The organism is Micropruina sp., assembly GCF_047602385.1.
Lineage (GTDB): Bacteria > Actinomycetota > Actinomycetes > Propionibacteriales > Propionibacteriaceae > Micropruina.
In genome coordinates this window covers 187338-208746 of sequence record NZ_JASGHL010000004.1, presented here as the reverse complement: position 1 = coordinate 208746, position 21409 = coordinate 187338, and the positions used below count along the sequence as shown (strand labels likewise).

The 21409-nt window shown below is 66.2% G+C and carries 21 protein-coding genes, 1 tRNA gene and 1 pseudogene; 12 read left to right on the top strand and 11 right to left on the bottom strand.

What is annotated here, in order from left to right; translation table 11 throughout:
- Nucleotides 1-1421: 1421 nt before the first annotated feature.
- A complete protein-coding gene (locus tag QM711_RS14050) occupies nucleotides 1422-2147 on the top strand; it encodes a hypothetical protein (RefSeq protein WP_415100382.1) in 726 nt (241 codons plus the stop codon).
- A complete protein-coding gene (locus tag QM711_RS14045; RefSeq protein ID WP_415100380.1) occupies nucleotides 2137-3177 on the top strand; it encodes a tetratricopeptide repeat protein in 1041 nt (346 codons plus the stop codon). The genes QM711_RS14050 and QM711_RS14045 overlap by 11 nt, the downstream gene beginning before the upstream one ends.
- A gap of 660 nt (nucleotides 3178-3837) precedes the next feature.
- Here QM711_RS14045 and QM711_RS14040 read toward each other — a convergent pair.
- Complete coding sequence (locus QM711_RS14040) at nucleotides 3838-4638, bottom strand: hypothetical protein (protein WP_415100378.1); 801 nt, start codon at nucleotides 4636-4638, stop codon at nucleotides 3838-3840.
- Nucleotides 4639-4799: 161 nt separating this feature from the next.
- On the opposite strand from QM711_RS14040, the gene QM711_RS14035 reads away from it, so the two are divergent.
- Nucleotides 4800-4934, top strand: a complete 135-nt coding sequence (locus QM711_RS14035) for a hypothetical protein (RefSeq protein WP_415100376.1) — start codon at nucleotides 4800-4802, stop codon at nucleotides 4932-4934.
- Nucleotides 4935-5006: 72 nt separating this feature from the next.
- Here the strand turns inward: QM711_RS14035 and QM711_RS14030 are convergent, their stop codons facing one another.
- From QM711_RS14030 to QM711_RS14010, 5 genes are all read right to left on the bottom strand, one after another.
- On the bottom strand, nucleotides 5007-5210 hold the full coding sequence (locus QM711_RS14030; protein ID WP_415100374.1) for a hypothetical protein: 204 nt from the start codon (nucleotides 5208-5210) through the stop codon (nucleotides 5007-5009).
- A 320-nt stretch (nucleotides 5211-5530) separates the two neighbouring features.
- The gene (locus QM711_RS14025) at nucleotides 5531-5944 is read right to left on the bottom strand and encodes a type II toxin-antitoxin system VapC family toxin (RefSeq protein WP_415100372.1); all 414 of its coding nucleotides are present in this window, start codon (nucleotides 5942-5944) and stop codon (nucleotides 5531-5533) included.
- A gap of 2 nt (nucleotides 5945-5946) precedes the next feature.
- Nucleotides 5947-6189, bottom strand: coding sequence for a type II toxin-antitoxin system Phd/YefM family antitoxin (locus QM711_RS14020; protein ID WP_415100370.1), 243 nt, complete (start codon nucleotides 6187-6189; stop codon nucleotides 5947-5949).
- A gap of 35 nt (nucleotides 6190-6224) precedes the next feature.
- Nucleotides 6225-7265, bottom strand: coding sequence for an L-glyceraldehyde 3-phosphate reductase (mgrA, locus tag QM711_RS14015; RefSeq protein ID WP_415100368.1), 1041 nt, complete (start codon nucleotides 7263-7265; stop codon nucleotides 6225-6227).
- Nucleotides 7266-7409: 144 nt separating this feature from the next.
- Nucleotides 7410-7841: a DUF1801 domain-containing protein gene (locus QM711_RS14010; RefSeq protein WP_415100366.1), complete on the bottom strand. Its 432-nt coding sequence runs from the start codon at nucleotides 7839-7841 to the stop codon at nucleotides 7410-7412.
- Between the two features lie 51 nt (nucleotides 7842-7892).
- Between QM711_RS14010 and QM711_RS14005 the strand changes: the two genes are divergently transcribed.
- From QM711_RS14005 to QM711_RS13990, 4 genes are all read left to right on the top strand, one after another.
- Nucleotides 7893-8930, top strand: a complete 1038-nt coding sequence (locus QM711_RS14005) for a permease (RefSeq protein ID WP_415100364.1) — start codon at nucleotides 7893-7895, stop codon at nucleotides 8928-8930.
- Nucleotides 8920-9654, top strand: a complete 735-nt coding sequence (locus tag QM711_RS14000) for a TIGR03943 family putative permease subunit (RefSeq protein WP_415100362.1) — start codon at nucleotides 8920-8922, stop codon at nucleotides 9652-9654. The genes QM711_RS14005 and QM711_RS14000 overlap by 11 nt, the downstream gene beginning before the upstream one ends.
- Nucleotides 9655-9666: 12 nt before the next feature.
- A complete protein-coding gene (locus QM711_RS13995; protein WP_415100360.1) occupies nucleotides 9667-11046 on the top strand; it encodes a hypothetical protein in 1380 nt (459 codons plus the stop codon).
- Nucleotides 11047-11120: 74 nt separating this feature from the next.
- On the top strand, nucleotides 11121-13166 hold the full coding sequence (locus QM711_RS13990; protein WP_415100358.1) for an MDR family MFS transporter: 2046 nt from the start codon (nucleotides 11121-11123) through the stop codon (nucleotides 13164-13166).
- Between the two features lie 74 nt (nucleotides 13167-13240).
- On the opposite strand, the gene bcp is transcribed toward QM711_RS13990, so the two are convergent.
- Nucleotides 13241-13732, bottom strand: a complete 492-nt coding sequence (bcp, locus tag QM711_RS13985; protein WP_415100356.1) for a thioredoxin-dependent thiol peroxidase — start codon at nucleotides 13730-13732, stop codon at nucleotides 13241-13243.
- Nucleotides 13733-13858: 126 nt separating this feature from the next.
- On the opposite strand from bcp, the gene QM711_RS13980 reads away from it, so the two are divergent.
- The 5 genes and pseudogenes from QM711_RS13980 to QM711_RS13960 all read left to right on the top strand — a co-directional run bounded on the left by QM711_RS13980 (nucleotide 13859) and on the right by QM711_RS13960 (nucleotide 18301).
- The gene (locus QM711_RS13980) at nucleotides 13859-14164 is read left to right on the top strand and encodes a DUF3618 domain-containing protein (protein WP_415100354.1); all 306 of its coding nucleotides are present in this window, start codon (nucleotides 13859-13861) and stop codon (nucleotides 14162-14164) included.
- 211 nt (nucleotides 14165-14375) lie between these two features.
- Entirely contained in the window at nucleotides 14376-15677 is a 1302-nt protein-coding gene (locus tag QM711_RS13975; RefSeq protein WP_415100352.1) for an ABC transporter substrate-binding protein, read from the top strand.
- A gap of 76 nt (nucleotides 15678-15753) precedes the next feature.
- The gene (locus QM711_RS13970) at nucleotides 15754-16821 is read left to right on the top strand and encodes a carbohydrate ABC transporter permease (protein WP_415100350.1); all 1068 of its coding nucleotides are present in this window, start codon (nucleotides 15754-15756) and stop codon (nucleotides 16819-16821) included.
- Nucleotides 16818-17742: pseudogene (locus QM711_RS13965) on the top strand (carbohydrate ABC transporter permease). The gene QM711_RS13970 and the pseudogene QM711_RS13965 overlap by 4 nt, the downstream one beginning before the upstream one ends.
- 94 nt (nucleotides 17743-17836) lie before the next feature.
- Nucleotides 17837-18301 (top strand): RpiB/LacA/LacB family sugar-phosphate isomerase, encoded by a 465-nt coding sequence (locus QM711_RS13960; RefSeq protein ID WP_415100348.1) that lies wholly within the window; start codon nucleotides 17837-17839, stop codon nucleotides 18299-18301.
- A 113-nt stretch (nucleotides 18302-18414) separates the two neighbouring features.
- On the opposite strand, the gene QM711_RS13955 is transcribed toward QM711_RS13960, so the two are convergent.
- From QM711_RS13955 to QM711_RS13940, 4 genes are all read right to left on the bottom strand, one after another.
- Nucleotides 18415-18490, bottom strand: a tRNA-Lys gene (locus tag QM711_RS13955).
- A 50-nt stretch (nucleotides 18491-18540) separates the two neighbouring features.
- Nucleotides 18541-19272, bottom strand: a complete 732-nt coding sequence (locus tag QM711_RS13950) for a type 1 glutamine amidotransferase (protein WP_415100346.1) — start codon at nucleotides 19270-19272, stop codon at nucleotides 18541-18543.
- A complete protein-coding gene (locus QM711_RS13945; protein ID WP_415100344.1) occupies nucleotides 19269-20603 on the bottom strand; it encodes a MurT ligase domain-containing protein in 1335 nt (444 codons plus the stop codon). The genes QM711_RS13950 and QM711_RS13945 overlap by 4 nt, the downstream gene beginning before the upstream one ends.
- 5 nt (nucleotides 20604-20608) lie before the next feature.
- Entirely contained in the window at nucleotides 20609-21409 is an 801-nt protein-coding gene (locus QM711_RS13940; RefSeq protein ID WP_415100342.1) for an SGNH/GDSL hydrolase family protein, read from the bottom strand.

Genomic DNA, 21409 nt, shown 5'->3' with positions numbered 1-21409 from the left:
TTGACACATCGTCCTTGCATGCCGCAATCTCTTTTTCGGGAGGCGAAGGAGTATGTGATGTTGGCTACGCGTCTGGGTGTCCGAAGCCGAGCCCACTCAGGGCTAGTTTGGGAGGGCATCTCAGCGTCGGGATCACTTTCTGGGCCAGCGATAGAGCCGATCAGATGAACCGAGCGAGTCTTGCGCAGCGCAGAGAAGCTGTTTCGGATCAGGAGTTTGTAGACACTGCTCAAGCCTGGATTCGGTCTGGTCATTCTTTCTCAGCCGCTGTGGTGCATGAGCTTCACGTAAGGGGCTTCACTGTGGTGCGGCTTGATGTGGCGATGCAGGTAGCTAGCCCCGAGCCCGGGAATCATCTGACACACGAGATGAACGGCGAGTACCGACTCACGGTCGCGAGTTCGCTTTCGACTGGCACCAGCACCACCATCAGATGGGGGGGGCCAAACTGCCATGAGGCATTCGTGGTGCCGGTCGAGGGCCACATGAGCATCGTTGGCCATCATGACGGCCAGTGGGTCGAGGTGGATCGAGTGTCTTTCTCGGCACGGGCACTCAGCCATGCGAGAGAGTCTGAACAGCCCGGGGATGTGACCCCCGGTGCACTTAGGGCGGTCGAGCTGGTGGTTCAGGCGATGCACGACGTTGGCACCCGGACGGACACCGCTTCAACCTCAACTGTTGTAACACGCGTTGGGGCGACAACCTCGAACGAGCACCTAGAGGGGTCGAGTCGTTCCGGGTCGATCAGCGGTCAGATTGAGGCACCGGGATTGACCAGCTTCGGCGGAACCGGCCAGCGACAGCGCTCCGAGACTGACTCGTCCCGACAGACCGGCCCTCAACTAACCGTCCAAAAGAGTGCGACTCAGGGCACCTCGATCACTCACCCTGAGCCCAGCAGCATCCTCCGTGTGTTCAGCAACCCAGGGGGGTTCGTGCGCGACGGACATGGAGACTGGCGGCCGCGGGAGATGCTGCGACTGTCCGATGTGTCGCCAACCATCCATGAAGACGCGGGCTTCAAATCGCCTGATGGTGAGCAGTACGCCGAGCAAGGCGGGGATGTGAGGCCTAGCAAGGATCGATCAGACGAAGCTGCCGCGTTGGCCAAGGACACCACCCTTGGGGCTGAACGCGGCGCGCATGGTCGCTTTGGTTCCCGTTCACAGAGTCATCAGTCCGACGCTTCCGGTGGGGATCCTCTTGCAAGCGTGCGAGGTCCAGGAGGTGTGATTTACGAGCTACGCGGACGTCCCCACAGCGCCGGATTCGGACTTCGGCGTCACCTTGACGGCGATGACCGGAACAGGCGGTCGGCTCCTGTGCATCGAAGCCAAGGTGGTAGCAGCCCGTCAAGTGCAGCCTTCGGAACTGGCGAACATTTCGAAGCCACGCCTCGTCGAGACCCGGATCAACTGGTGTTTGCGGAGTCTGGTGAGGACACCGAGGTCGGATCCGCCGGGGACAAGTCAGTTCCAGGATCTGGTGAGGACACCGAGGTCGGATCCGCCGGGGACAAGTCAGTTCCAGGATCTGGTGAGGACACCGAGGTCGGATCCGCCGGGGACAAGTCAGTTCCAGGATCTGGTGAGGACACCGAGGTCGGATCCGCCGGGGACAAGTCAGTTCCAGGATCTGGTGAGGACACCGAGGTCGGATCCGCCGGGGACAAGTCAGTTCCAGGATCTGGTGAGGACACCGAGGTCGGATCCGCCGGGGACAAGTCAGTTCCAGGATCTGGTGAGGACACCGAGGTCGGATCCGCCGGGGACAAGTCAGTTCCAGGATCTGGTGAGGACACCGAGGTCGGATCCGCCGGGGACAAGTCACTTCCAGGATCTGGTGAGGACACCAACACGGGTAAGGATGTTCCGTTAAGTCAGAAAATCGACGACGACGCTGGACAAGAACCCGTCTTAACTGATTTTGCTGATGACCAGCAGAGCGAGGCAACAGCGAGGGCATCAGCCAAGCTGGACGACGATGCGGCTAACGAGACGAACACGACGAATGAACATCACGACCACACCGCATCCTCAGACGGTGGGGCGCCTTCTGACGCGAGCGCCACAGTTCAGGCGATGCAGTCGGACGAGCACAGCCAGATAATGATGCCTCAACTCCCAGCCGATCATGACGGATAAGGACGTGTCACCGCCGCCTGATCTCGTGGCCCAGGTGAAGGCTCACTACGATAACGATCGGCTCACAGAGGCCAGCGACGCCTTAGATCAGGCATCTGCATCAGGTTTGGCCCCTGCCTCCGTTGCCTACTGGCGCGGGATGATCCTGTCGGCAGGGGGACACGTTGACGATGCCAGGGAACATTTTGATTCTGCACACCGTCTCGACCCACACTTCTCAAAGCCTCTATATGCTCTGGGTCGACTTGCCGAACTGCGTGGGAACGCAGTCGACGCGATGTACTGGTACCAGCGATGCCTGCTGGAGGAACCCACCCACGGCGGAGCGCAGAACGGTGTCCGACGGCTCGGTGCGCCAATGGAACCTAGCCCTCGCCAAGCCGAGCCAAATGTCGAGGCGCTCACTCCGCGGGGCATCGCCGCACCGTCGCCCCCGTCTCAGGCGGATGGGGCTAGCGACTTCATCAACCCGCGCGAAGTTTGGCTGGACCGACATCGGGCTTGGCGGTCTCACCGGTCAGCGCAGAGTTCGATCCTTCTGGCCGGTCTAGCTGCGGTTGCCACCTCGACGTCTCCTCAGTTCGGAGAGTGGCTGGTGACATGGACGAAGGAGACGCTTGGAGCACAGGAAGCGGGGTTGTTGATCATTGCGCTTGGCAATCTGATGTACGACCAACCAGCGTTGCCCGCCATCCTTCTCCTACCCATCGCGAGCTGCCTAGCTATTCTCGCGACGATTTCCAGCCGACGGACACGCTACGTCGTAACTGACGTGAGCGTACGCACTCAAGCAGGCGTACTTGTTCCTCTCGACGTGCAGATGTACTACTACGAGGTGGTAAACGTCATCTTCGACCGGCCCTTCCCGACGGTGCTACTCAACACGGGGCGCATCACCGTGGTGAGTGAACGAGCGGAGGCCCTCGTGCTTTGGGGAACCGGGTCCACAACCAAGATGTCCGAATTGGCGGAAGACATACTGGCGGCAGCAGCTGCCGTCCGCGGCGATGTGAAGAAGACTTTTCGGTAGAAGGAACAACTTATGGGATCCCAGTTCGAAATGCCGGGACCTGCTGCGAGTAAGGGATCGATGGTGCCAGGCGACACACACCCCGCGGTGGCAGTGCCTCTCATACTGGTTGTTGCGTTGTGCATCTCTGGTTGGTTCGGACTCGGGCCGTTGGACCGCACGAGCGACCGGGTAATCGCGACTGCAAGAGGTCCGTGGACGATCGAGACGAAGCCGGTACGCCTCAAGGTCTTCGCAGTGAACAGAATGTCGGATGGGACAATCGTGGCAGACACTGCCATAGATGTACTTGACGATGTAGCCGGAAACTTTGGAATCGAAGCGATCGACGAGACAGGCACCCACTTCACCGTGATGGACAATCCGTTTGAGCATTGGCAGCCCACGCGCGGCGACTCCATCCGCCGTGAGATTCGATTCCAGCGATCCCCTGGTCCCTTAGGTTACGAGAAGTTCACCTTGGTGCTAGACCCCGGGCTAGCCAAGACCCAGTCGGTCCAAGTTCCTCTCCCGCAGTGCAATCCAACGTGGCGGTGCTGACGGCCGGCCACCTCTAACGCTCCGCACTGAAAGTTCTGGACCTCTTTGATGGTCCGAAGTTGAGTCATGCTCACCGAAGCGCACGAGGCGATCCCCATGCAAGGACGGCTTGCGGCATCCCTATGCGTCGCGGCCCTCACAGCGTTTGTCGTAGAGGCTCCAGCCCTGCCGAAGGATCTCGTAGGAGGCAATGAACGGTTGCGCAATCGACTTCACGCTGCCCCTGGCTGCGAATTCGATCAGGCCTGTGAGCCGGTCGGTCATGACGGGTTCGGAACGCATGAACATGGACCAGCCAAGGACGTGCGCGTCGCCGCTTAGTTGCATCCAGAGCAGACGCACTTCGGCACGGCGCTGGGGGTCTTGATAGACGTCCGCGGCCGCCGCGGGGATGACGTCATTGGTGAGGTTGAGCGGGATCGGTGTCGTGCGGGCTTGGGATACTTGGAGGCGCCGAGTCGCGATCCACGCAAGTTGGTCGTCTAGTGCCGTGGCGTCTGACGCGCTGAGTTTCGGGGCGTAGTTCTTGGTGGCGTCGTGATACTGAGCGCTCCGGCGATATGCCTCGTCTATGACGCTCAGTCCGCGGTTGCGGCGGGTGGGAGCATCGCCAGGCGCCAGAATCCAGACGGCTTGGCAGGCTCCGACCAAGGCGCTGCGAAGGGCCGTAAAGTGCGCGCTTGGGTACAGGTTCCCGCGATGGATCGCGTCGGTTGCCAGCCTCAGGCTCTCGCCTGAAATGGCTAGGCTAGTCCGCACGACTTCGCTGATTCGGTGATACGGGAAGACGCTGTCATCTGCACTCAGATCACTGCCGCACTCTGGCGGCTCCGTCCGCTGAACACGTAGGCGCCAGCGGTCCAGCGCTGGCCCGCACTCCAAGATGGCGGCTAGGTGGGCGCGGTCGTCATCACTGAGCATCCCTGCATTGTGTCAACGCAAGGACGATGCTCGGTGCGCGTTCGGTCTCCTACTAGCACTACTACGACACTCGTACTCGCTGGACAACGGCCGCCGAGGAGACGGTGAGTCGGGCAGGGACTGTACTTTCAACGGTGTAACTCCTATCGAGGAGGAGCCCGATGAGTAAGCAGCTGGAAGGGGTCCCAGTGGCCGTGGTGGAGGAGGTCGAGCCGAGCGTGGCGGCGACAGTGACGGCGCCGGCGGTGCCGGTGGTGGATCGGGGGCTGATCGCGCAGCTCGTGGGTGAGGCGTAACGCCAGGGCCTCCCGGTTGATGGTGAGGTGGAGTGTTCGAAAAAGTAGAGGTGCGGCATAAATCCCGCACCTTTACTTTTTCGGGAACACTCCAGTCCTGCAGTTGCGCCATTCGTCGTGGGTGAAGGTTTGCGCGCTCGCCTGTCTTGCCAGAAGGGCAAGGGCGCGGTCGACTTCGTCGGCTGCTTGTTCGAGGTCGTCGGGATCGTTGATGCGGATGGCAGAGAGAGCCCGGTTTACCGGGTCGACCGTCGGCCAGACCTCTGTCTTCTCCACCGTCGACTTCTGGTGGGGCTCAGTAAGGGCTTGTTAGCCCTTGGGGTGGTGTACTTCCGCCTCAGGCGATCCACCGACGCTCGACGGTCGCCGTCCTCGGGCTGGTTGGCGAGCAGCGCCGCGACGACAGCCGCCGGGATTGCGGAAGGGCGCCGTTGTCCGTCGAATATCCGCAGCGACTCGATCACCTGCACCGCCCGGCGGAGCCCGCGTTTCATCCGCTGCCAGTTCTCAACGAAGGCGCGGTAGTAGGTCGAAGCCGCGCTGGCTCGGGAGCTTGGCGAGCCAGTCCGCTGGCCCTCACGTGCCAGCCGCGCGGGCTATGCCGAGGGAGGGATCATCAGCGGGACGCCGGCGCGAGCAGCGGCTTTGGCTAGCCGGTCGTCGAGGGTGGCCAAAGGCAGACCCGCTCGTTCGGCCAGGAGTAGGTAGGACGCGTCGTATGAACTCAGCTCGTGAGTTCGGCCCAATGCCACCAGGCTGGCAACGTCGGCACTGGTCTCGTCGACGTCGATGGGCAGTTGGGCAAGCAGGCGCACGAATCGGTTGATCTGGGCCTCGTTGACTCGGCCGCGACGGTGGGCGACCAAAAGGACGTTCGCCACCTCCAGCGGCCAGATCGCCGGCACGAGGGCCCGCTCCGACCGAAGCCGGTCGAGAACGGCCTCGGTGGCCTCCGTCGCCTCGTCCTCGAAGCACCACGCCATCGTGGCGCTTGCATCGACCACGAACACGGTCAGCGTCGCCCTTCTTGGATCATGGTGCGGACCGACTCTTCCCCTCGGCGGACGCCCACGCGCGCCGCACGAAGGGCCTCGATCACCACATCGGCTGGTTCCGCCTCGGACTTCACCGGGACGAGGCGGGCGACCGCGCGGCCGTGCTTGGTGATCGTGATGGACTCGCCTCGCTCGACCTCGTCCAGCAGGCGCGGCAGATGCGTCTTCGCCTCGTAGGCGCCGACATGCTCAGCGGTCATATATTCAGACTAGTCGCAGACCGGTCTGATCGCAATCAGGCTCGGCTCGGACCCTTCCACAGGTTGATCCCGCCTTCGACCGCGTGGGCGTCGATGGCGTCCAGTTCGTCCTCGGTGAAGTCCAGGTTGGCGACCGCGCCGACACTGTTCTCCAGTTGGGTGACGCTGGACGCGCCGATCAGCGCCGAGGTGACCCGGGAATCCCGCAAAATCCAGGCCAGCGCCAGTTGCGCCAGCGTCTGACCACGACTCTGGGCCAGGTCGTTCAGCGCCCGGATGTGGGTCAGGTTCTGCTCGGTCAACAGGTCGGGGGACAGCGACTTGCCTTGCGCCGCCCGCGATCCGTCCGGGACGCCGTCCAGGTACTTGTCGGTGAGCATGCCCTGGGCCAGCGGCGAGAAGGCGATGCAGCCGACGCCTTCGTCGCCGAGGACGTCGAGCAGGTCCTCCTCGACCCATCGGTTGAGCATCGAATAGGACGGCTGGTGGATCAGCAGGGGAGTGCCCAGATCCCGCAGGATCGCGACGGCTTCCCGCGTCCGAGCGCCGGAGTAGGACGAGATGCCGACGTAACGTGCCTTGCCCGAGCGGACCGCCGAGTCCAGCGCACCCATCGTCTCTTCCAGCGGAGTGTCCGGGTCGAAGCGGTGGTGGTAGAAGATGTCGACGTAGTCCAGCCCCATCCGCTGCAGGGACGCGTCCAGCGAGCCGAGCAGATACTTGCGGGAACCGAGGTCGCCGTACGGGCCGGGCCAGAAATCCCAGCCGGCCTTGGACGAGATCACCAGTTCATCCCGATAGCGGGCGAAGTCCTCGCGTAGGTGCCGGCCGAAGTTGGTCTCCGCCGATCCGTAGGGCGGGCCGTAGTTGTTGGCGAGGTCGAAGTGGGTGATGCCCAGGTCGAAGGCCCGCCGCAGGATCGAACGTTGCCGGTCGAATGGGACGTCGTCGCCGAAGTTGTGCCACAGGCCGAGCGAGATCGCGGGCAACAGCAACCCGCTGCGGCCGGTCCGGCGGTAGGGCATCCGTCCGTCGTAGCGGTCGGCGTCGGGTACGAACATGGGCTGCAGCGGCATCGAGCACTCCTCTTTGGTCTCGACGATCCTACTCAGCGGGCTGCTGCCCGCACCGGGGGACGACCGGAATTCAACGATCCGGATCGGGGCGGAACAGACCAGCCTGATCCGGATCCTTAATCGCCGGGAGAGACCAGATCCTATTCAGCGCCCCATCCCGCCGTGGCGAGCGGAGATGTCGGCGTAGGCGTGCTCCAGCATCCGGGTCAGCACCTCGACGTCCACGCCGTCCAGCCGCTTCACGTACAGGCAGGACTTACCGTTGCGGTGCGGACCGAGGTTGGCCAGTTCGTGGGCGTAGATCGAGAGCCCGTTGACGAAGTAGATAGCCAGTTCCCTGCTGCGCGGCGAGAACCCGAGGGTGCACATGTCACCCTCGCGTCCGGTGTCGTAGCGATAGTGATAGCTGTCGAAGCCGATGATGCTGGAACCCCACATCACCGGCTGGTGCCCGCTGATCCGGGTCATCAAAGAGATCAGCCGGCGGCTGTCCGCCTGCTGCTGGAGATCGTCGAGGTGCTCGACGAACGCGTCGACCGAGGCGTCGGTCGGCGCGGTGCCGTTGCTCGCTGCCATTGCCCAAGGGTAATGCGCGAGCTGCCCAGGCAGGTGGGTTACGCTGACCCGATGCCGCCCGAGCTCACCATCGCCCAGGAGCGCCCGGTCCACTCCGGGCCGCGCTCGGGCCGTACCGGAGTCTGGCTACGGGTCTTGATCGGGGTCGCGGTGGTCGCCGCACTGATCGGCGTCCGGGTTCTCGCCCAACCCTCGTGGACGGAGTGGCTGCCGGCGGCGGCGCGGGACTTCGTCACGCTTTCGGTGAGCGTTCTGGTCGAGTCGTTGCCGTTCGTCTTCCTCGGCATCGGCATCTCGATCGTGGTGCAGGTGTGGCTGCCGGACCGGGTCTGGCAACTGCTGCCGCGCAACCCGATCGCCCGGCGGATGGTGCTCTCGCTACTCGGCGTCGTCTTCCCGGTCTGCGAGTGCGGCAACGTGCCGATGGCGCGCGGTTTGATGATGCGCGGGCTCGGCGTGGGGGAGTCGCTGACCTTTCTGATGGCTGCCCCGATCCTCAACCCGGTGACCATCGTCACCACCTACCAGGCGTTCGGTTTCGACGACGGAATTCTGCTCGGACGGGTCGCCGGCGCCTTCGTGATCGCCAACCTGGTCGGCTGGCTGTTCTCCCGCCATCCCGACCCGGACCGGCTGCTGACGCCGGGCTTCCGGGCCGCCTGCGCCGACGACCACAGCGAGTCGCAGGGACGCTGGCGGCGCAGCGCGGACGCCTTCGCCACCGAGACCGGGGCGATGATCCCGGCCCTGGTGGCCGGATCCTTCGTCGCCGGGGCGATCCAGGTCGGCGTGCCACGCGACTGGCTGATCGCTATCGGCGGCAACCCGGTGATCTCGGTCGGCGTGCTGATGGTGCTGGCCTTCGTGGTGTCGGTCTGCTCCAACGTGGACGCCTTCTTCATCCTTTCGCTGAGCGCCGCGTTCGCGCCCGGCGCGGTGGTCGCCTTCCTGGTCTTCGGCGCGATGATCGACATCAAGATGCTCGCCCTGCTGCGCACCACCTTCACCACCCGCGCGCTGGCCCTGCTGACCGGCGTGGTCGGGTTGTCCACCCTCGTGATCGGATTGGAGCTGAACCTTGTCGCATGACCATGACCATGACCACGGCTCACCCGGCGCGGCGGGCGGGTTTCCCTGGGGCCTGCTGCTGGGCCTGATCGGTGCTGTCGCCATCTGCTGGCTGGGCGTCACCGGCCGGCTCAACCTGTACATCCACCCGCGCTACAACCTGTTCACCATCGTGATGGCCGCACTGGCCGTGCTGGCGGCCGTGGCGGCCTGGGCGATCCGCGGCCGCAGCACCGCCGGCGGCCGGAGCTGGGCCGCGGTGCTGGCCGCGGCCGCGATGGTGGTCGCACTGCTGATCGTCCCGCCCTCGACGCTGACCGCCTCGTCGGCCCAGCAGCGTTCGCCGAACACCGGGACGGACGCCGATGCGACCCGGCTGGCCGGCGCCGACCCGTCCACCTTCAAGCTCCGCGACTGGGCCGTCCTGGTCGCCGATCCCGACAGCCTCGCGAAGTACTCCGGGCAGCAGGTCAAGCTGAGCGGGTTCGTGACGCCCACCGAGGACAAGCGCGACGGCATCTTTTACCTGGGCAGGTTCGTGGTGACCTGCTGCACGGTCGACGCGCGCCCGGTGGTGGTGGGCATCGTCAAGCCCGAGTGGGCGAAGTCGTACAAGCCCGACCAGTGGCTGGAGGTGACCGGACGCTTGGTGCCGATCGAGAACGCCCCCGGCGGCGCGGTGCTGGTGGTTCAGCCGTCCGGGATCAAGCCGATCCAGGCACCCGACGTGCCCTACGAGTACTGAGGACGAACCTCGATGACGACAGCAGACGGCGGAGCCAGGTTCTGGCGCTCGAGCCTGATCGTGTGCGCCGTGCTGGCACTGGTCGCGCTCGGCCTGGGTGCCGCCGGCCTGGTGCGGACGCCGGGCCTGGTCTCGGCCAGCATCGCGGCCGACCGCGCGGTCAACCTCGGTGGTGAGCGGCTCGTGCTGAAGGGACGGCTGCCGTTGGCCCCGGTCGAAGCTGGCCAGGTGAGCGTGACGCCGGCGGTGCCGTTCACCGTGCAGACCAAGGAGAGCGCTGTCACCGTACGGTTCTCCGGGCCGCTCGCTTACGGCACCGAGTACCGCGTGTCGGTCGCCGGCGTCCGCAGCCAGTACACCAATACGGTCGCCGACTGGAACCATGTGTTCCGCACCCCGCGGGCCACCCTCTACACCTTGATCGCGCACCGCGGCGCCGGAGCCGACATGGACACCGTCGTCACCAACGCCAAGGGCGAGCAGACCGTTCTGCTGTCCGCACCCGGCATCGAGGACTACGTGGTGACTCGCGAGCACCTGATCGCGATCAGCCGCGCCGACGCCGACACCTCCGCCCTGGTGGCGGCGAGCCGTCGGGACGGAGCGATGGTCGAGGTGAAAGCGCCGGCGGTGCCGATGGTGACCGGGTTGGGCGTCGCCGCGGACGGCTCCAAGTACGGCTACCTGGCCACCGGTGAGGACGGCGGCCGCAACTACGCCAGCACGCTCTTCATCGCCGACGCCAGCAATCTGGGCGCGCCTCCGGCCGAGGTCTCGTCCGGCGGCGCGCCACTCTCGGTGCAGGACTGGCAGTTCGTGCCCGGCGCCAATGCGGTCGTCGTGGTCACTCCTCAGGAACAGGCTTTCCTGATCTATCTGGACGGCGACACCCCACCGGTGCCGCTCGGCAGTCTCGCCCAGCTGGTCCGCTTCCTGCCCGGCAGCTCCACGCTGATGGCCGAAGGCGCCGGCAAGCAGCTGCTGCTCGACCTGGCCACCGGTCTCAGCTCGGAGGTCGAGAACACCCCGGACCCGGACAAGAAGACCTTCGTCGGGCGTCGCAGCTTCGTCTCGGTCGGCGACTACCTGGTGGAGTTCAACACCTTCCGGAAGATCGGGAGCGGACAGGGCGGAGTGTCGACCCAGCTGGTCCACGTCACCCGGGCCGGCCGCACCGACCTGCTCACCGTGAAGGACGGCGACGGCCACCTGTTGAACAGCGGAATCTCACCCAACGGCCAGTTCGGCTGGGCGGTGGTGCTGGATCCGGACGCTCCGCTCACCGATCTGTTCTCGGGGGCGTCCGACAATGCCCGGACGCTGATCTTCGACCTCGCCACCGGTAAACAGGTGGCCGCCGAGCCGGGTTCGGCGCCGGCCTGGGCGCCCTGACCGACCTGCCCGGACGCCCCTGGTCCGATGCTCCACGATCTCAACGACTCACCGCAGAAGAAGAAGGCTGTCCTGTGACCGACACCACCCCCGAACCGTTCCGGCTGACTCCGCAATCGCGGCGCATCTTCACCGGCCTGCTGCTGGGCATGCTGGTGGCGTCGGTCTCGCAGACCATCGTCGGGCCGGCGATGCCGCGGATCGTCGCCGAACTCGGCGGGATGGAGCACTACTCGTGGGTGGCCACCGCCGCCATGCTGGTGTCGGCGATCTCCGTGCCGATCGTCGGCAAGCTCTCCGACCTGTTCGGACGCCGCCCCTTCTACCTGGGCGGGCTGGCCATCTTCGTGCTGGGCTCGATCCTGGCCGGGACTGCCCAGTCCTTCTGGTGGCTGGTCGCAGCCCGCGCCGTCCAGGGCCTCGGCATGGGAATCTTGATGCCGCTGTCGCAGACGATCGTCGGCGACATCATTCCCCCTCGTCAACGGGGAAAGTACCAGGGCTATATGGGCGTGGTGTTCGGCGTCACCAGTGTGGCCGGGCCCCTGCTCGGCGGGTTGATCACCGACGCGCTCGGCTGGCGTTGGTTGTTCTTCATCGCCATCCCGGTGGGCCTGGTCGCCATCGTGGTGATCGCCCGGTTCCTGGTGTTGCCGCATGAGCGGCGCAAGGCGGTGATCGACTACTGGGGAATCGCGACCATGTCGGCCGGCATCACCGCGGTGCTGTTGGCGGCGTCCCTGGGTGGCACCAGCTACCCCTGGGGCTCGCCGCTGATCATCGCTCTCCTGGTGGGCGGCGTGTTGCTGTTGGCTGTCTTCGTCCTGATCGAGTTGCGGGTGCCAGAGCCGGTGGTGCCGCTGCAGCTGTTCCGCTCGTCCATCTTCACCTTCGCCAACCTGGGCGCCTTCGGGATGTCGATGGTGATGTTCGGCTCGATCATCTACGTGCCGGTCTACGCCCAGGGCGTCCTGGCGGTGAACGCCTCGACGTCGGGTCTGATCACGCTGCCGCTGATGCTCGGCCTGGTCTTCGTCGGCATGGGTGCGGGCCTGCTGATCACCCGGTTCGGACGCTACAAGGAGATCATGCTGGTGGGCGCGGTCTTGCTTGGTGTCGGCGTGCTCGTGCTGGCCCGGCTCTCTGCCCACTCGTCGGTGTGGGAGGTGGTCGCCGGCGTCGGCCTGATCGGCGTCGGCCTGGGCGCGCTCTCCCAGCAGTACACCCTGGTGGTGCAGAACGCCGTCGCCCGACGCGACCTCGGGGTGGCCACCGCTGCTTTGCAGTTCTTCCGCAACGTTGGTGCCACGATCGGCACCGCGATCTTCGGCACTGTGCTGAGTGCCGGGCTCGACGCGGCGATCTTCGCCAACCTGCCTCCCGAACTCGTCCAGTCGATGCCGCACGGCACCATCAACGCCGGCTCGGTGCTCGATCCGAGTGTCATCGGCGCGTTGCCGGTCGAAGTGGTCGCCGCCGTCCGGATCGCGCTGGCACAGCAGATCTCGATGATCTTCGTGGTCTGCTTGCCGATCGTCGCACTGGTCCTGGTCTGCACTCTGCTGATCAAGCCGATGGAGCTGCGGGACACCGTCAACACCCCCGAGGACGCCGGCCGCGAGCTGCTCGACACGATGGCGCAGCAGTCGGGTGACGTCGCGCCGGTGTTGTCCGGGCCCGGATCGGGGGAGCGCACCCGGGAACGCCTGCTCGGGCTGCAGCTGGCCATCGTCGCCGAGAGCGCGAACCGGGACGACCGGCCACTGCTCAAGCGGGCGGTCAGCGAGCTGGGTTCGGGCGACTTCTCCCGCGGGCTCACCCTGCTCTACTGCACCGCCGAGATGCTCACCTCCGACGACCCGGAGGTGGCCGAGGCCGGCGAGCGGTACGCCTGCGAACTGACCAGCCGGATCAACGCCGGCGGGGTGTCGATGAGCGAGGAGTTGCGCCGCCAGATCGCGCTGGCAGCGGCGCAGTCGCCACGGCGGGAGATTCTCGCCGAGGTCGAGCAGCCGGTGGCCGCGCGGCATGAGGCGGTCGACATGGCGAAGCTGCGCAGCGCGGCCGGCGAGTTGATGGCCGCCCTGGTCGCCGACATCGCCGTCGAGCGCCGGGGCTGACCCATGCCCCGCGCTCGCCCTATTACTTAGGGCGAGCGGCTGTGCGGGGACGCGGGCCGGGCCGCGGGGGACCTTCAGCCCTCCAGCGCGGGAATCTCCAACTCGCGGCGCAGCTTGGCGACGTGACCGGTCGCCTTGACGTTGTACTGGGCGACGTCGACGATGCCCTGACCGGCGTCGTCCACGCTGACCACGAAGGTCGACCGGATGACGCCCTCGATCTCTTTGCCGTACAGCACCTTGCGGCCGAACGCCCCGTACGCCTTCAGCACCTGCTTGTCAGGGTCGGCGAGCAGGGGAAAGGCGAGGTCCTGCTGCTGCCGGAACTTCGCCAGCTTCTCGACGCTGTCCGGCGAGATGCCCACCACGTCGTACCCGGCGGCGGCGATCTCGGCCAGCGCCGCCGAGAAGTCCACCGCCTGCGTGGTGCAGCCGGGAGTCATCGCCGCGGGGTAGAAGTAGACGATCACCCGACCGCCGGCGTAGTCGGCCAGCGAGACCGGGTTCCCGTCTGGGTCGGGCAGGGTGAAGGCGGGCGCGATGTCGCCCACGGACAGCTTCGGCATGGCGTCACTCTAGAGCGTACGGACGCCGTCCGCCGGGCCGCGAGACGGACTTTCGGGGGTGCCTGGCCCACCGCGGGAAGGCATAAGGTGGGGTCCGACCGAGGTAACCGAGGCAAGGGATGATCCGTGGCCGACAGCACCACTCGCAGCAAGCAGGACATCGAGACCGAGATCACGGCTGCCCGGCAGCGGCTGGCGGACAACGTCGCCGGACTGATCAATCAGGTGCATCCGAAGGCAGTCCTGCAGCGCAGCATCGACGACGCCCGCGGGTTCGCGGCCACCGAGTTCGCCAGTGCGAAGGCCCAGGTGATCGACGAGAACGGCCAACTCCGGACTGAGCGCGTGTTGCTGCTGGGCGGCGCGATCGCGGGCATGGTGACGTTCGTTTTGTTGGTTCGCGGCATCCTGAAGAACGCCCGCCGAGGCTGACCGGCGGGCCGAAACCACACCCTCGTTGCGACTGGGTTGGCTTTGCCGTTGGCCGGTGTGACTTCGGGCCGGACGCTCAGATGTCAACTGTTGATAACAGATGGGCGCGCCCGTGGCGCGGAGCCGTGCTACGTGGTTAAAGTCCTGCCAGGTCTCGCTGTTGAGACCAGGCCCCGAGGCAGGGGCCGTCCCCCAATGAAGTGAGGATTGAATGACTCAAGCACGCACCATGCGAGCGGTCGCCGCCGCGGTTTCGGTCGGCGCATTGCTGGCGACTGCAGCCTGCTCGTCCGGGACGCCCGCGGCACCCGCCTCGTCCGGGGCGGGAACTTCGACCGCCAACTGGGACGAGTTCGGCCCGATCACCTACGTCGCCGGCAAGGACGTCTCCGGCAACCGCAAGAAGGAGATCGCCGAGTGGAATGCGGCGAACCCGAACGAGAAGGTGACCTTCCTCGAGCTGTCCGACAACGCTGACGAGCAGCGCGCGCAGATGATCCAGCGCGGTCAGGCCAAGTCGGGCGAGTACTCGATCCTGTCCGTCGACGTGGTCTGGACGTCGGAGTTCGCCGCCAACGGCTGGCTCGAAGCCCTGCCTGCCGACAAGTTCAAGACCGAGGGCTACCTGAAGGCGGCCGTCGACTCGGCCACCTACTTCAACAAGCTGTACGCCATGCCGGAGAGCTCGGACGGCGCACTGCTGTTCTACCGCAAGGATCTGCTCAGCAAGGCGGGCATCGACAAGCCGCCGACAACGATGGCCGAGATGAAGACCATCTGCGACAAGGTCCTGCCGGACAACCCGGGCATGTCCTGCTTCGGCGGTCAGTTCGACAAGTACGAGGGCCTGACCTGCAACGTCGCCGAGGCGATCAACAGCGCGGGCGGCAGCTTCCTGACGCCCGAGGGCAAGCCGTCGGTGAACACCGCCCAGGCGGTCGCCGGCCTGCAGTGGATCGTGGACAGCTTCAAGAGCGGCTTCATTCCCGAGAACGCCATCACCTGGAAGGAAGAGCCGACCCGGTTCGCGTTCCAGGACAGCAAGATCCTGTTCATGCGGAACTGGTCTGGTACCGGCGGCAGCATGGACAAGGACACGAAGGTCACCGGCAAGTACGCCACCGCTCCGCTGGCCGGCGTCTCGGGTCCGGGCGTGTCCACCCTGGGTGGCCACAGCTTCGGCATCTCCACGTTCACCAAGAACAAGGGGACCGCGATGAAGTTCATCAACTGGATGAGCACCAAGGACATGCAGATCGCCCGCATGAAGGCGACCTCGAACGCCCCGGTGATCCAGGCGATCTACGACGATCCGGCACTGCAGAAGCAGTTCCCCTACCTGAAGGACCTCGGAGCGGGTATCGCCAACGCGCAGCCGCGTCCCAAGGCCGTCAAGTACGGCGACGTGACCCAGGCGATCCAGGACGCCAGCTACGCCGCGCTGAAGGGTCAGAAGGATCCCAAGACCGCACTCGATGAGCTGCAGGCCAAGCTGGAGACCCTGACCAAGTAGCCACATCCGCGGAATCCGGGGTGGGCGGAGAGATTCGCCCACCCCGGGTTCCCGCGATACGAAAGGAGGGCCTAACGTGGCTACGGCTCAAGCAACTGAAAAGAAGGCGAAGAAGAATCCGCTCAGCGATGGGCAAGGCAGCCTGGCGGCCGCCCTGATCTCACCCACACTTGCGGTGATCCTGTTCGTCGTCGGCATTCCGATCCTGATGTCGCTGCGCGAGGCGGTGTACCGCAAGAACGACGGCATCGACCCGAACACCGGCCAGGTGGCGAGCGGCGAGACCTTCGTCGGCCTGCAGAACTTCACCGACATCTTCGCCAACCCGCAGTCCGTCCCCGGTGTATTCGGAATCATGGACCGGTTGGTCAACGCCTTCCTCAACACCACCTTCTTCACCATCGTCTGCGTGCTGCTCGAAACGGTGCTCGGCGTCGCGATGGCGTTGATCATGGCGAAGGCTTTCCGGGGCAAGGGTCTGGTCCGGGCGGCCATTCTGGTGCCCTGGGCGATCCCGACCATCGTGTCGGCGAAGATGTGGGGACTCATCTTCGACTCCAACGGTGTGATGAATAAGGTCACCGGCCAGGACACCCTGTGGCTGGCAGACGGTCCACAGTCGCAATGGGCGATCATCATGGCGGACGTCTGGAAGACGGCACCATTCATCGGTTTGCTGACCCTGGCAGGCCTGCAGACCATCCCGGCCGAGGTTTACGAGGCCGCCAAGGTGGACGGGGCTTCGGCGTGGCAGCAGTTCACCCGGATCACCTTGCCGATGGTGAAGCCGGCGCTGGTTGTCGCGGTACTGTTCCGCACCCTTGACACCATGCGCATGTTCGATCTGCCCGCCGGCATGATCGGCTTCGGCAAATACTCCGTAGAAACAGTGTCCCTGCTCGCCTATCAAGAGAACAACAACCTCAGATATGGGGCAGCGGCGGCCTATTCGATCATCCTGTTCCTCTACATCGTGTTCGTGGCGTTCCTGTTCGTGAAGCTGCTCGGTGCCGATGTCGTCGGCGACGATGAGCTGGCCGCGGTGCGGGCCCAGCGGAAGCGGCAGAAGGCCGCGGCGAAGGCCGCCGGGCAGAAGCCGACGCTCGCCAAGACCACCGTCACCTCGGGGAGTTCGGCAACATGACGACGACGACTACAACAGCAAGCGGCCTGTCCCAGGCCGAACTGCAAAAGCTGAACAAGCCGAAGCGGGACGCAAAGTTCTGGGCTGGCAGCATTGCCGGCATCGTCGGCATGGCGTTCATCATCATCTACTGCCTGTTGCCGTTCTACTGGATGATCGTGTCCTCGCTGCGTCGTCCCTCTGACGGCAACAGCACTGATTTCCTGCCCAATCCGATGTCGTTGGACAATTACGGCGCGGTGTTCGGTCAGGAGAACCAGTTCGGCCAGGCCCTGATCAACAGCCTCATCGTGTCGCTGACCACGACGCTGCTGACGCTGGTGTTCGGCATTCTGACGGCCTACGCACTTGCCCGGTTGCGGTTCGCCGCCAAGGGTGCGGTGCTGAGCATCATCATCGGCTGTTCGATGTTCCCCGGTATCACGTTGTTGATTCCGCTGTTCAAGCTGTTCAGCGGCAACTACCCGGGCATGGAGTGGCTGAACTGGATGAACACCTACCAGGCGCTGATCATCCCGACACTGTCGTTCGCCCTGCCGCTGTGCGTGTGGAACCTCACCGCGTTCTTCCGGCAGCCTGCCGGTCGAACTGGAGCACGCGGCCATGGTGGACGGCTGCACGCCCGGCCAGGCGTTCGTGAAGGTGATCCTTCCGCTGGCCGCGCCCGGCGTGTTCACCACCGCGATCATCACCTTCATCGCGGTGTGGAACGACTACATGATCGCGTTGCAGTTCGGTACCCGTCCGGAGATGTACACCTCGATCGTCGCGGTGTCGAAGTTCACCGGCCCGATTCCGTACGTGACGCCGTGGGGCGCCATCATGGCGGCCGGCGTGGTGATCACCCTGCCGCTGCTGGTCGGCGTGCTGATCTTCCAGCGTCGCATCGTCGCCGGCTTGACCGCGGGCGGCGTGAAGTAGTCCAGGCTTCGGCCTGCGAGGGGCGTCCGGTCACCCGGGCGCCCCTCGTGCGTTTCCCGGCCCGAGCGGCGATGGCGGGCAGTACCCTGACCGCATGCGAGTAGCCATGGCCAACGACCATGCCGGAACGGCACTGAAGAACGAGATCGCGGCCTGGCTGCGATCCGAAGGCCACGAGGTGATCGACTTCGGGGCCCACGACGAGCAGGCCTGTGACCTGCCCGACCACGTCTATCCGGCGGCGCTGGCCGTTGCCCGTGGCGAGTGCGAGCGCGGCATCTTCGTGGACGGCGTCGGCTACGGTTCGGCGATGATCGCCAACAAGCTGCCGGGAGTGTTCGCGGCGGTGGCGCAGGATCCGTTCTGCGCGTGGCTGGCACGCTCGCACTCGGACTCCAACGTGTTGTGCATCGGCGGCAAGATCATCGGCTCGGCGCTGGCGATGGAGGTGGCCAAGTCGTGGATGACCACCGACTGGCTGGGCAGCACCGACGAGAAGTATGCCCGCCGGGTGGCGAAGGTGGTCGAGATCGCTGAGCGGCACGTTCGTCCGCTCTGACGCTCCGTTTGGCCGAGCCCGAGCCCGCTGGTTGAGCTTGTCGAGACCCCGGCCCGCCCGATTCGAGCAAGTCTGTCCAACCAGAAAGGCCCCGCCGAAGCGGGGCCTTTCGTTGGTGCGCCGCCAGGGACTCGAACCCCGAACCCGCTAGTTAAGAGCCAGCTGCTCTGCCAGTTGAGCTAGCGGCGCGCGGTCAGTAACTATACCGAACCGGTTCCCAGAGGTGAAATCGGCGGGTCTCAGCGACGAGCGTTCTGCTTGCGGACGTGAGCGACCCGCTGGCGGTGCAGCTCGTCGATCTCTGGGCGCTCCAACGGTTCGAGTTCGCGATCGAGGGCGAGTGACAGCACGTGGTCGGCCAGGGCGGCGTTGCGGGCCAGCACCGGGCCGTGCGGGTAGGTGCCGATCACCCGTCCCTGGACGGCGCCCTCGGTGCCGTCGTTGGCGTTGCCGACGCCGATCTCGACCGAGGCCAGCGGGGTGGCGCCGGCACCGAGCCGGGTGAAGCCGCCGTGATTCTCGAAGCCGGTGAGCAGTCGCTCGGTGCCGTCCGGAGCGGTCCACCGGGTGAGGATCTCGCCGACCGCCCGCTCGGTGCCGCGGCGGGTCTCCACATCGAGCAGTCCGAGGCCGTCGATCACCTCGTCCCGCTCGCCGATGGTGAAGGTGTTGCCGCAGATCTGGTAGCCGGCACAGACCGCGAACAGGACGGCTCCGGCGTCCAGGCCGCGGAAGAGGTTGCCGTCGGCCTTGAGCGCGTTCACCGCGGAGACCTGGGCGGCGTCCTCACCGCCGCCGAGCAGGTAGACCGAACCGGTCGCCGGGACCGGGTCACCGGGCTCGACCGGGGTGAGAGTCGCCTCGATGCCGCGCCACTGCAGCCGCTTCAGCAGCACCATGGCGTTGCCGCGGTCGCCGTAGATGCCCAGCAGCGACTGGTAGACCAGGACGATCTCGACCGGCGCGCTCATCGCAGTCCCGCCATCTTGAGCAGTTTCTGGAACGGGGTGTAGGTGGCGATCAGGTCGACCGGGGCCTGGGGGATCGAACCGTTCACCCCCGGATCGGAGGACCGCTGATCGTGCACTGTGGTCAGCGCCGCGGCGAGGTCGGGCACCACCTGATGCTCGACCTGAGCGTAGCTGAGCCGGACGGCCAGATCCTGGGCCCGCGGTCCGGTGGCGACCACCGTGCGGCCCTGAAGCTGTTCGTACTCGACGTCCCACAGCCACGAGACGTCCTTGCCGTCGGCGGCCACCGAATCGATGGCCAGGATCACCGGGTCGGACGTCGCCAGCGGCAGCGCCTCCGCCCAGCCGGCCGGGTTCTTGGCCAGCAGCAGCCGGGCGGTGGTGCCGTGCAGGGTCGCCGTCGCGAACCGCCCCGCTGGTGCGGTGACGGTGCGCATGCCGTGCAGGGCGGCGTCCAGTTCCACCCCCAACTCGGTCGCGGCGGCCAGCGCGCAGGCCGCGTTCGAGACGTTGAACGAACCCGGCACCCGCAGCGCCGGCGTGACCCGGTCACCGTGCGGGGTGACGATCTCGGCGCCGTCCACCAGCCAGGACGCCGCCGGCTGGGTGAGGTCGCAACCCGGGCAGTCCCAGCGCCCGTCCGAGGTGGCCAGCACCGTTCCGCAGGCCGGGCAGAGCGCCGCATCGGCCGTCCACAAGGTCGCGGTGTCGACCCAGACCACGTTCGCCGCCGTGCCCGCCGACCACACCACCAGCGGGTCGGCGGCATTGGCGACCACCGTCGGTCCATCGTGCCCGGCGCGCTGCAGGGCCGCGCGCCAGGACCGGCCCAGGGACTTGATCTCATGGTTGCGGTCGAGTTGGTCGCGGCTGAAGTTCAGCAGCACCAGCACCTCGGGGCGTCCGTAGGCGATCATGTCCGAGACCACCCGCTCATCGGTCTCGAGGACGGCGATGTCGGCGAGCCGGGCCTGGCTGAGTGCTGAGGCGATCCCGTAGTGCAGGTTGGCGCCGTCGGCATTGGTCACCAGGCGGCGGGTCTCGGCGCCGAGCCCGGAGCGGACCGCGGCGGCCAGCAGATGGGTGGTCGTGGTCTTGCCGTTGGTGCCCGACACACTGGCCACCCGGCGTCCGCGCAACAGCAGCTTGAACGCGTCCGGCGCGATCCGGGTAAGCACCTGGCCGCGGATGGACGCCCCCGAGCCGCGGTTGGCCAAGCGGGAGCCCAGCGCGGCGAGGTTTCCGGCCGCGACCGCGGCGCGGAGTCGGAGTCGGTCGGGCAGGCGCATGACGGCCGGGTCGGCGCGGTGCGCCAGGTTTGCGGCAGGCATGCGCCCTATTGTGCCGTCTGCGCCGACTGCGGCGGCACCGACACGTAGTCCGGGAGCTTCGCCGTCCGTCCGGCACCGGACGAGGTGCGCCGGATCCGGCGTCCGATCCAGGGCCCGGCGTGCTCGCGCGCCCAGGTCACCTGCCAATCCAGCCACTCGCGCCGTGACTTCGGTGGCAGCGGCGGAACCGGGTCGTCCCAGCCGGGACGTGGCTCCAGCCCGACCGCGACCAATGCGGCCTGGGCGACCCGCTCATGGCCGAGGCTGTTGAAGTGCAGCCGGTCGTCGTACCAGAGCTGCCAATCCTTCAGGCTGCGCATGCCCCAGACGTCGATGACGGACGCGCCGTGCCTGCGGGCGATGCTCCAGACGTTCGAGTTGAAGACGCCCGTGCGTGAGCGGGTGAGTTCGAGGACGGGGGAGCCCTTGGCGTCGATCCCGGTGCCGAGCAGGACGTCGATGCCGGCTTCGCGCAGCCGGATCACCGTCCGTTCGAGCTCGTCGGTGATCGCGTCCACGTCGGCGCGGGCGCGGAGGATGTCGTTGCCGCCGCCCCACAGGCTGACCAGATCGGGTTTCAGGGCCAGCGCCGGTTCCAGTTGCTCGGCCAGGATCGGGTGCAGCAGCCGGCCGCGGATGGCGAGATTCGCGTACTGGACCGGCTCGCCGGCAGCGTCGGCCAGGTGTTGCGCGAACCGGTCCGCCCAGCCGCGCGGGCTGCCGTCCGGGTAGGGATCGACCAGACCCTCGCTGAGTGAATCACCGATCGCCACGTAGTGGCGCCAGTGGTGGGTGTGCTCGGCCAT

Excerpts from the sequence above, each read along its gene's own strand:
- QM711_RS14045 (WP_415100380.1), top strand. The coding sequence starts at position 2,137 with ATGACGGATAAGGACGTGTCACCGCCGCCTGATCTCGTGGCCCAGGTG.
- QM711_RS14040 (WP_415100378.1), bottom strand. The coding sequence starts at position 4,638 with ATGCTCAGTGATGACGACCGCGCCCACCTAGCCGCCATCTTGGAGTGC.
- QM711_RS14035 (WP_415100376.1), top strand. The coding sequence starts at position 4,800 with ATGAGTAAGCAGCTGGAAGGGGTCCCAGTGGCCGTGGTGGAGGAGGTC.
- QM711_RS14020 (WP_415100370.1), bottom strand. The coding sequence starts at position 6,189 with ATGACCGCTGAGCATGTCGGCGCCTACGAGGCGAAGACGCATCTGCCG.
- mgrA (WP_415100368.1), bottom strand. The coding sequence starts at position 7,265 with ATGCCGCTGCAGCCCATGTTCGTACCCGACGCCGACCGCTACGACGGA.
- QM711_RS14010 (WP_415100366.1), bottom strand. The coding sequence starts at position 7,841 with ATGGCAGCGAGCAACGGCACCGCGCCGACCGACGCCTCGGTCGACGCG.
- QM711_RS14005 (WP_415100364.1), top strand. The coding sequence starts at position 7,893 with ATGCCGCCCGAGCTCACCATCGCCCAGGAGCGCCCGGTCCACTCCGGG.
- QM711_RS13995 (WP_415100360.1), top strand. The coding sequence starts at position 9,667 with ATGACGACAGCAGACGGCGGAGCCAGGTTCTGGCGCTCGAGCCTGATC.
- bcp (WP_415100356.1), bottom strand. The coding sequence starts at position 13,732 with ATGCCGAAGCTGTCCGTGGGCGACATCGCGCCCGCCTTCACCCTGCCC.
- QM711_RS13975 (WP_415100352.1), top strand. The coding sequence starts at position 14,376 with ATGACTCAAGCACGCACCATGCGAGCGGTCGCCGCCGCGGTTTCGGTC.
- QM711_RS13960 (WP_415100348.1), top strand. The coding sequence starts at position 17,837 with ATGCGAGTAGCCATGGCCAACGACCATGCCGGAACGGCACTGAAGAAC.
- QM711_RS13950 (WP_415100346.1), bottom strand. The coding sequence starts at position 19,272 with ATGAGCGCGCCGGTCGAGATCGTCCTGGTCTACCAGTCGCTGCTGGGC.
- QM711_RS13945 (WP_415100344.1), bottom strand. The coding sequence starts at position 20,603 with ATGCCTGCCGCAAACCTGGCGCACCGCGCCGACCCGGCCGTCATGCGC.
- QM711_RS13940 (WP_415100342.1), bottom strand. The coding sequence starts at position 21,409 with ATGGCCGAGCACACCCACCACTGGCGCCACTACGTGGCGATCGGTGAT.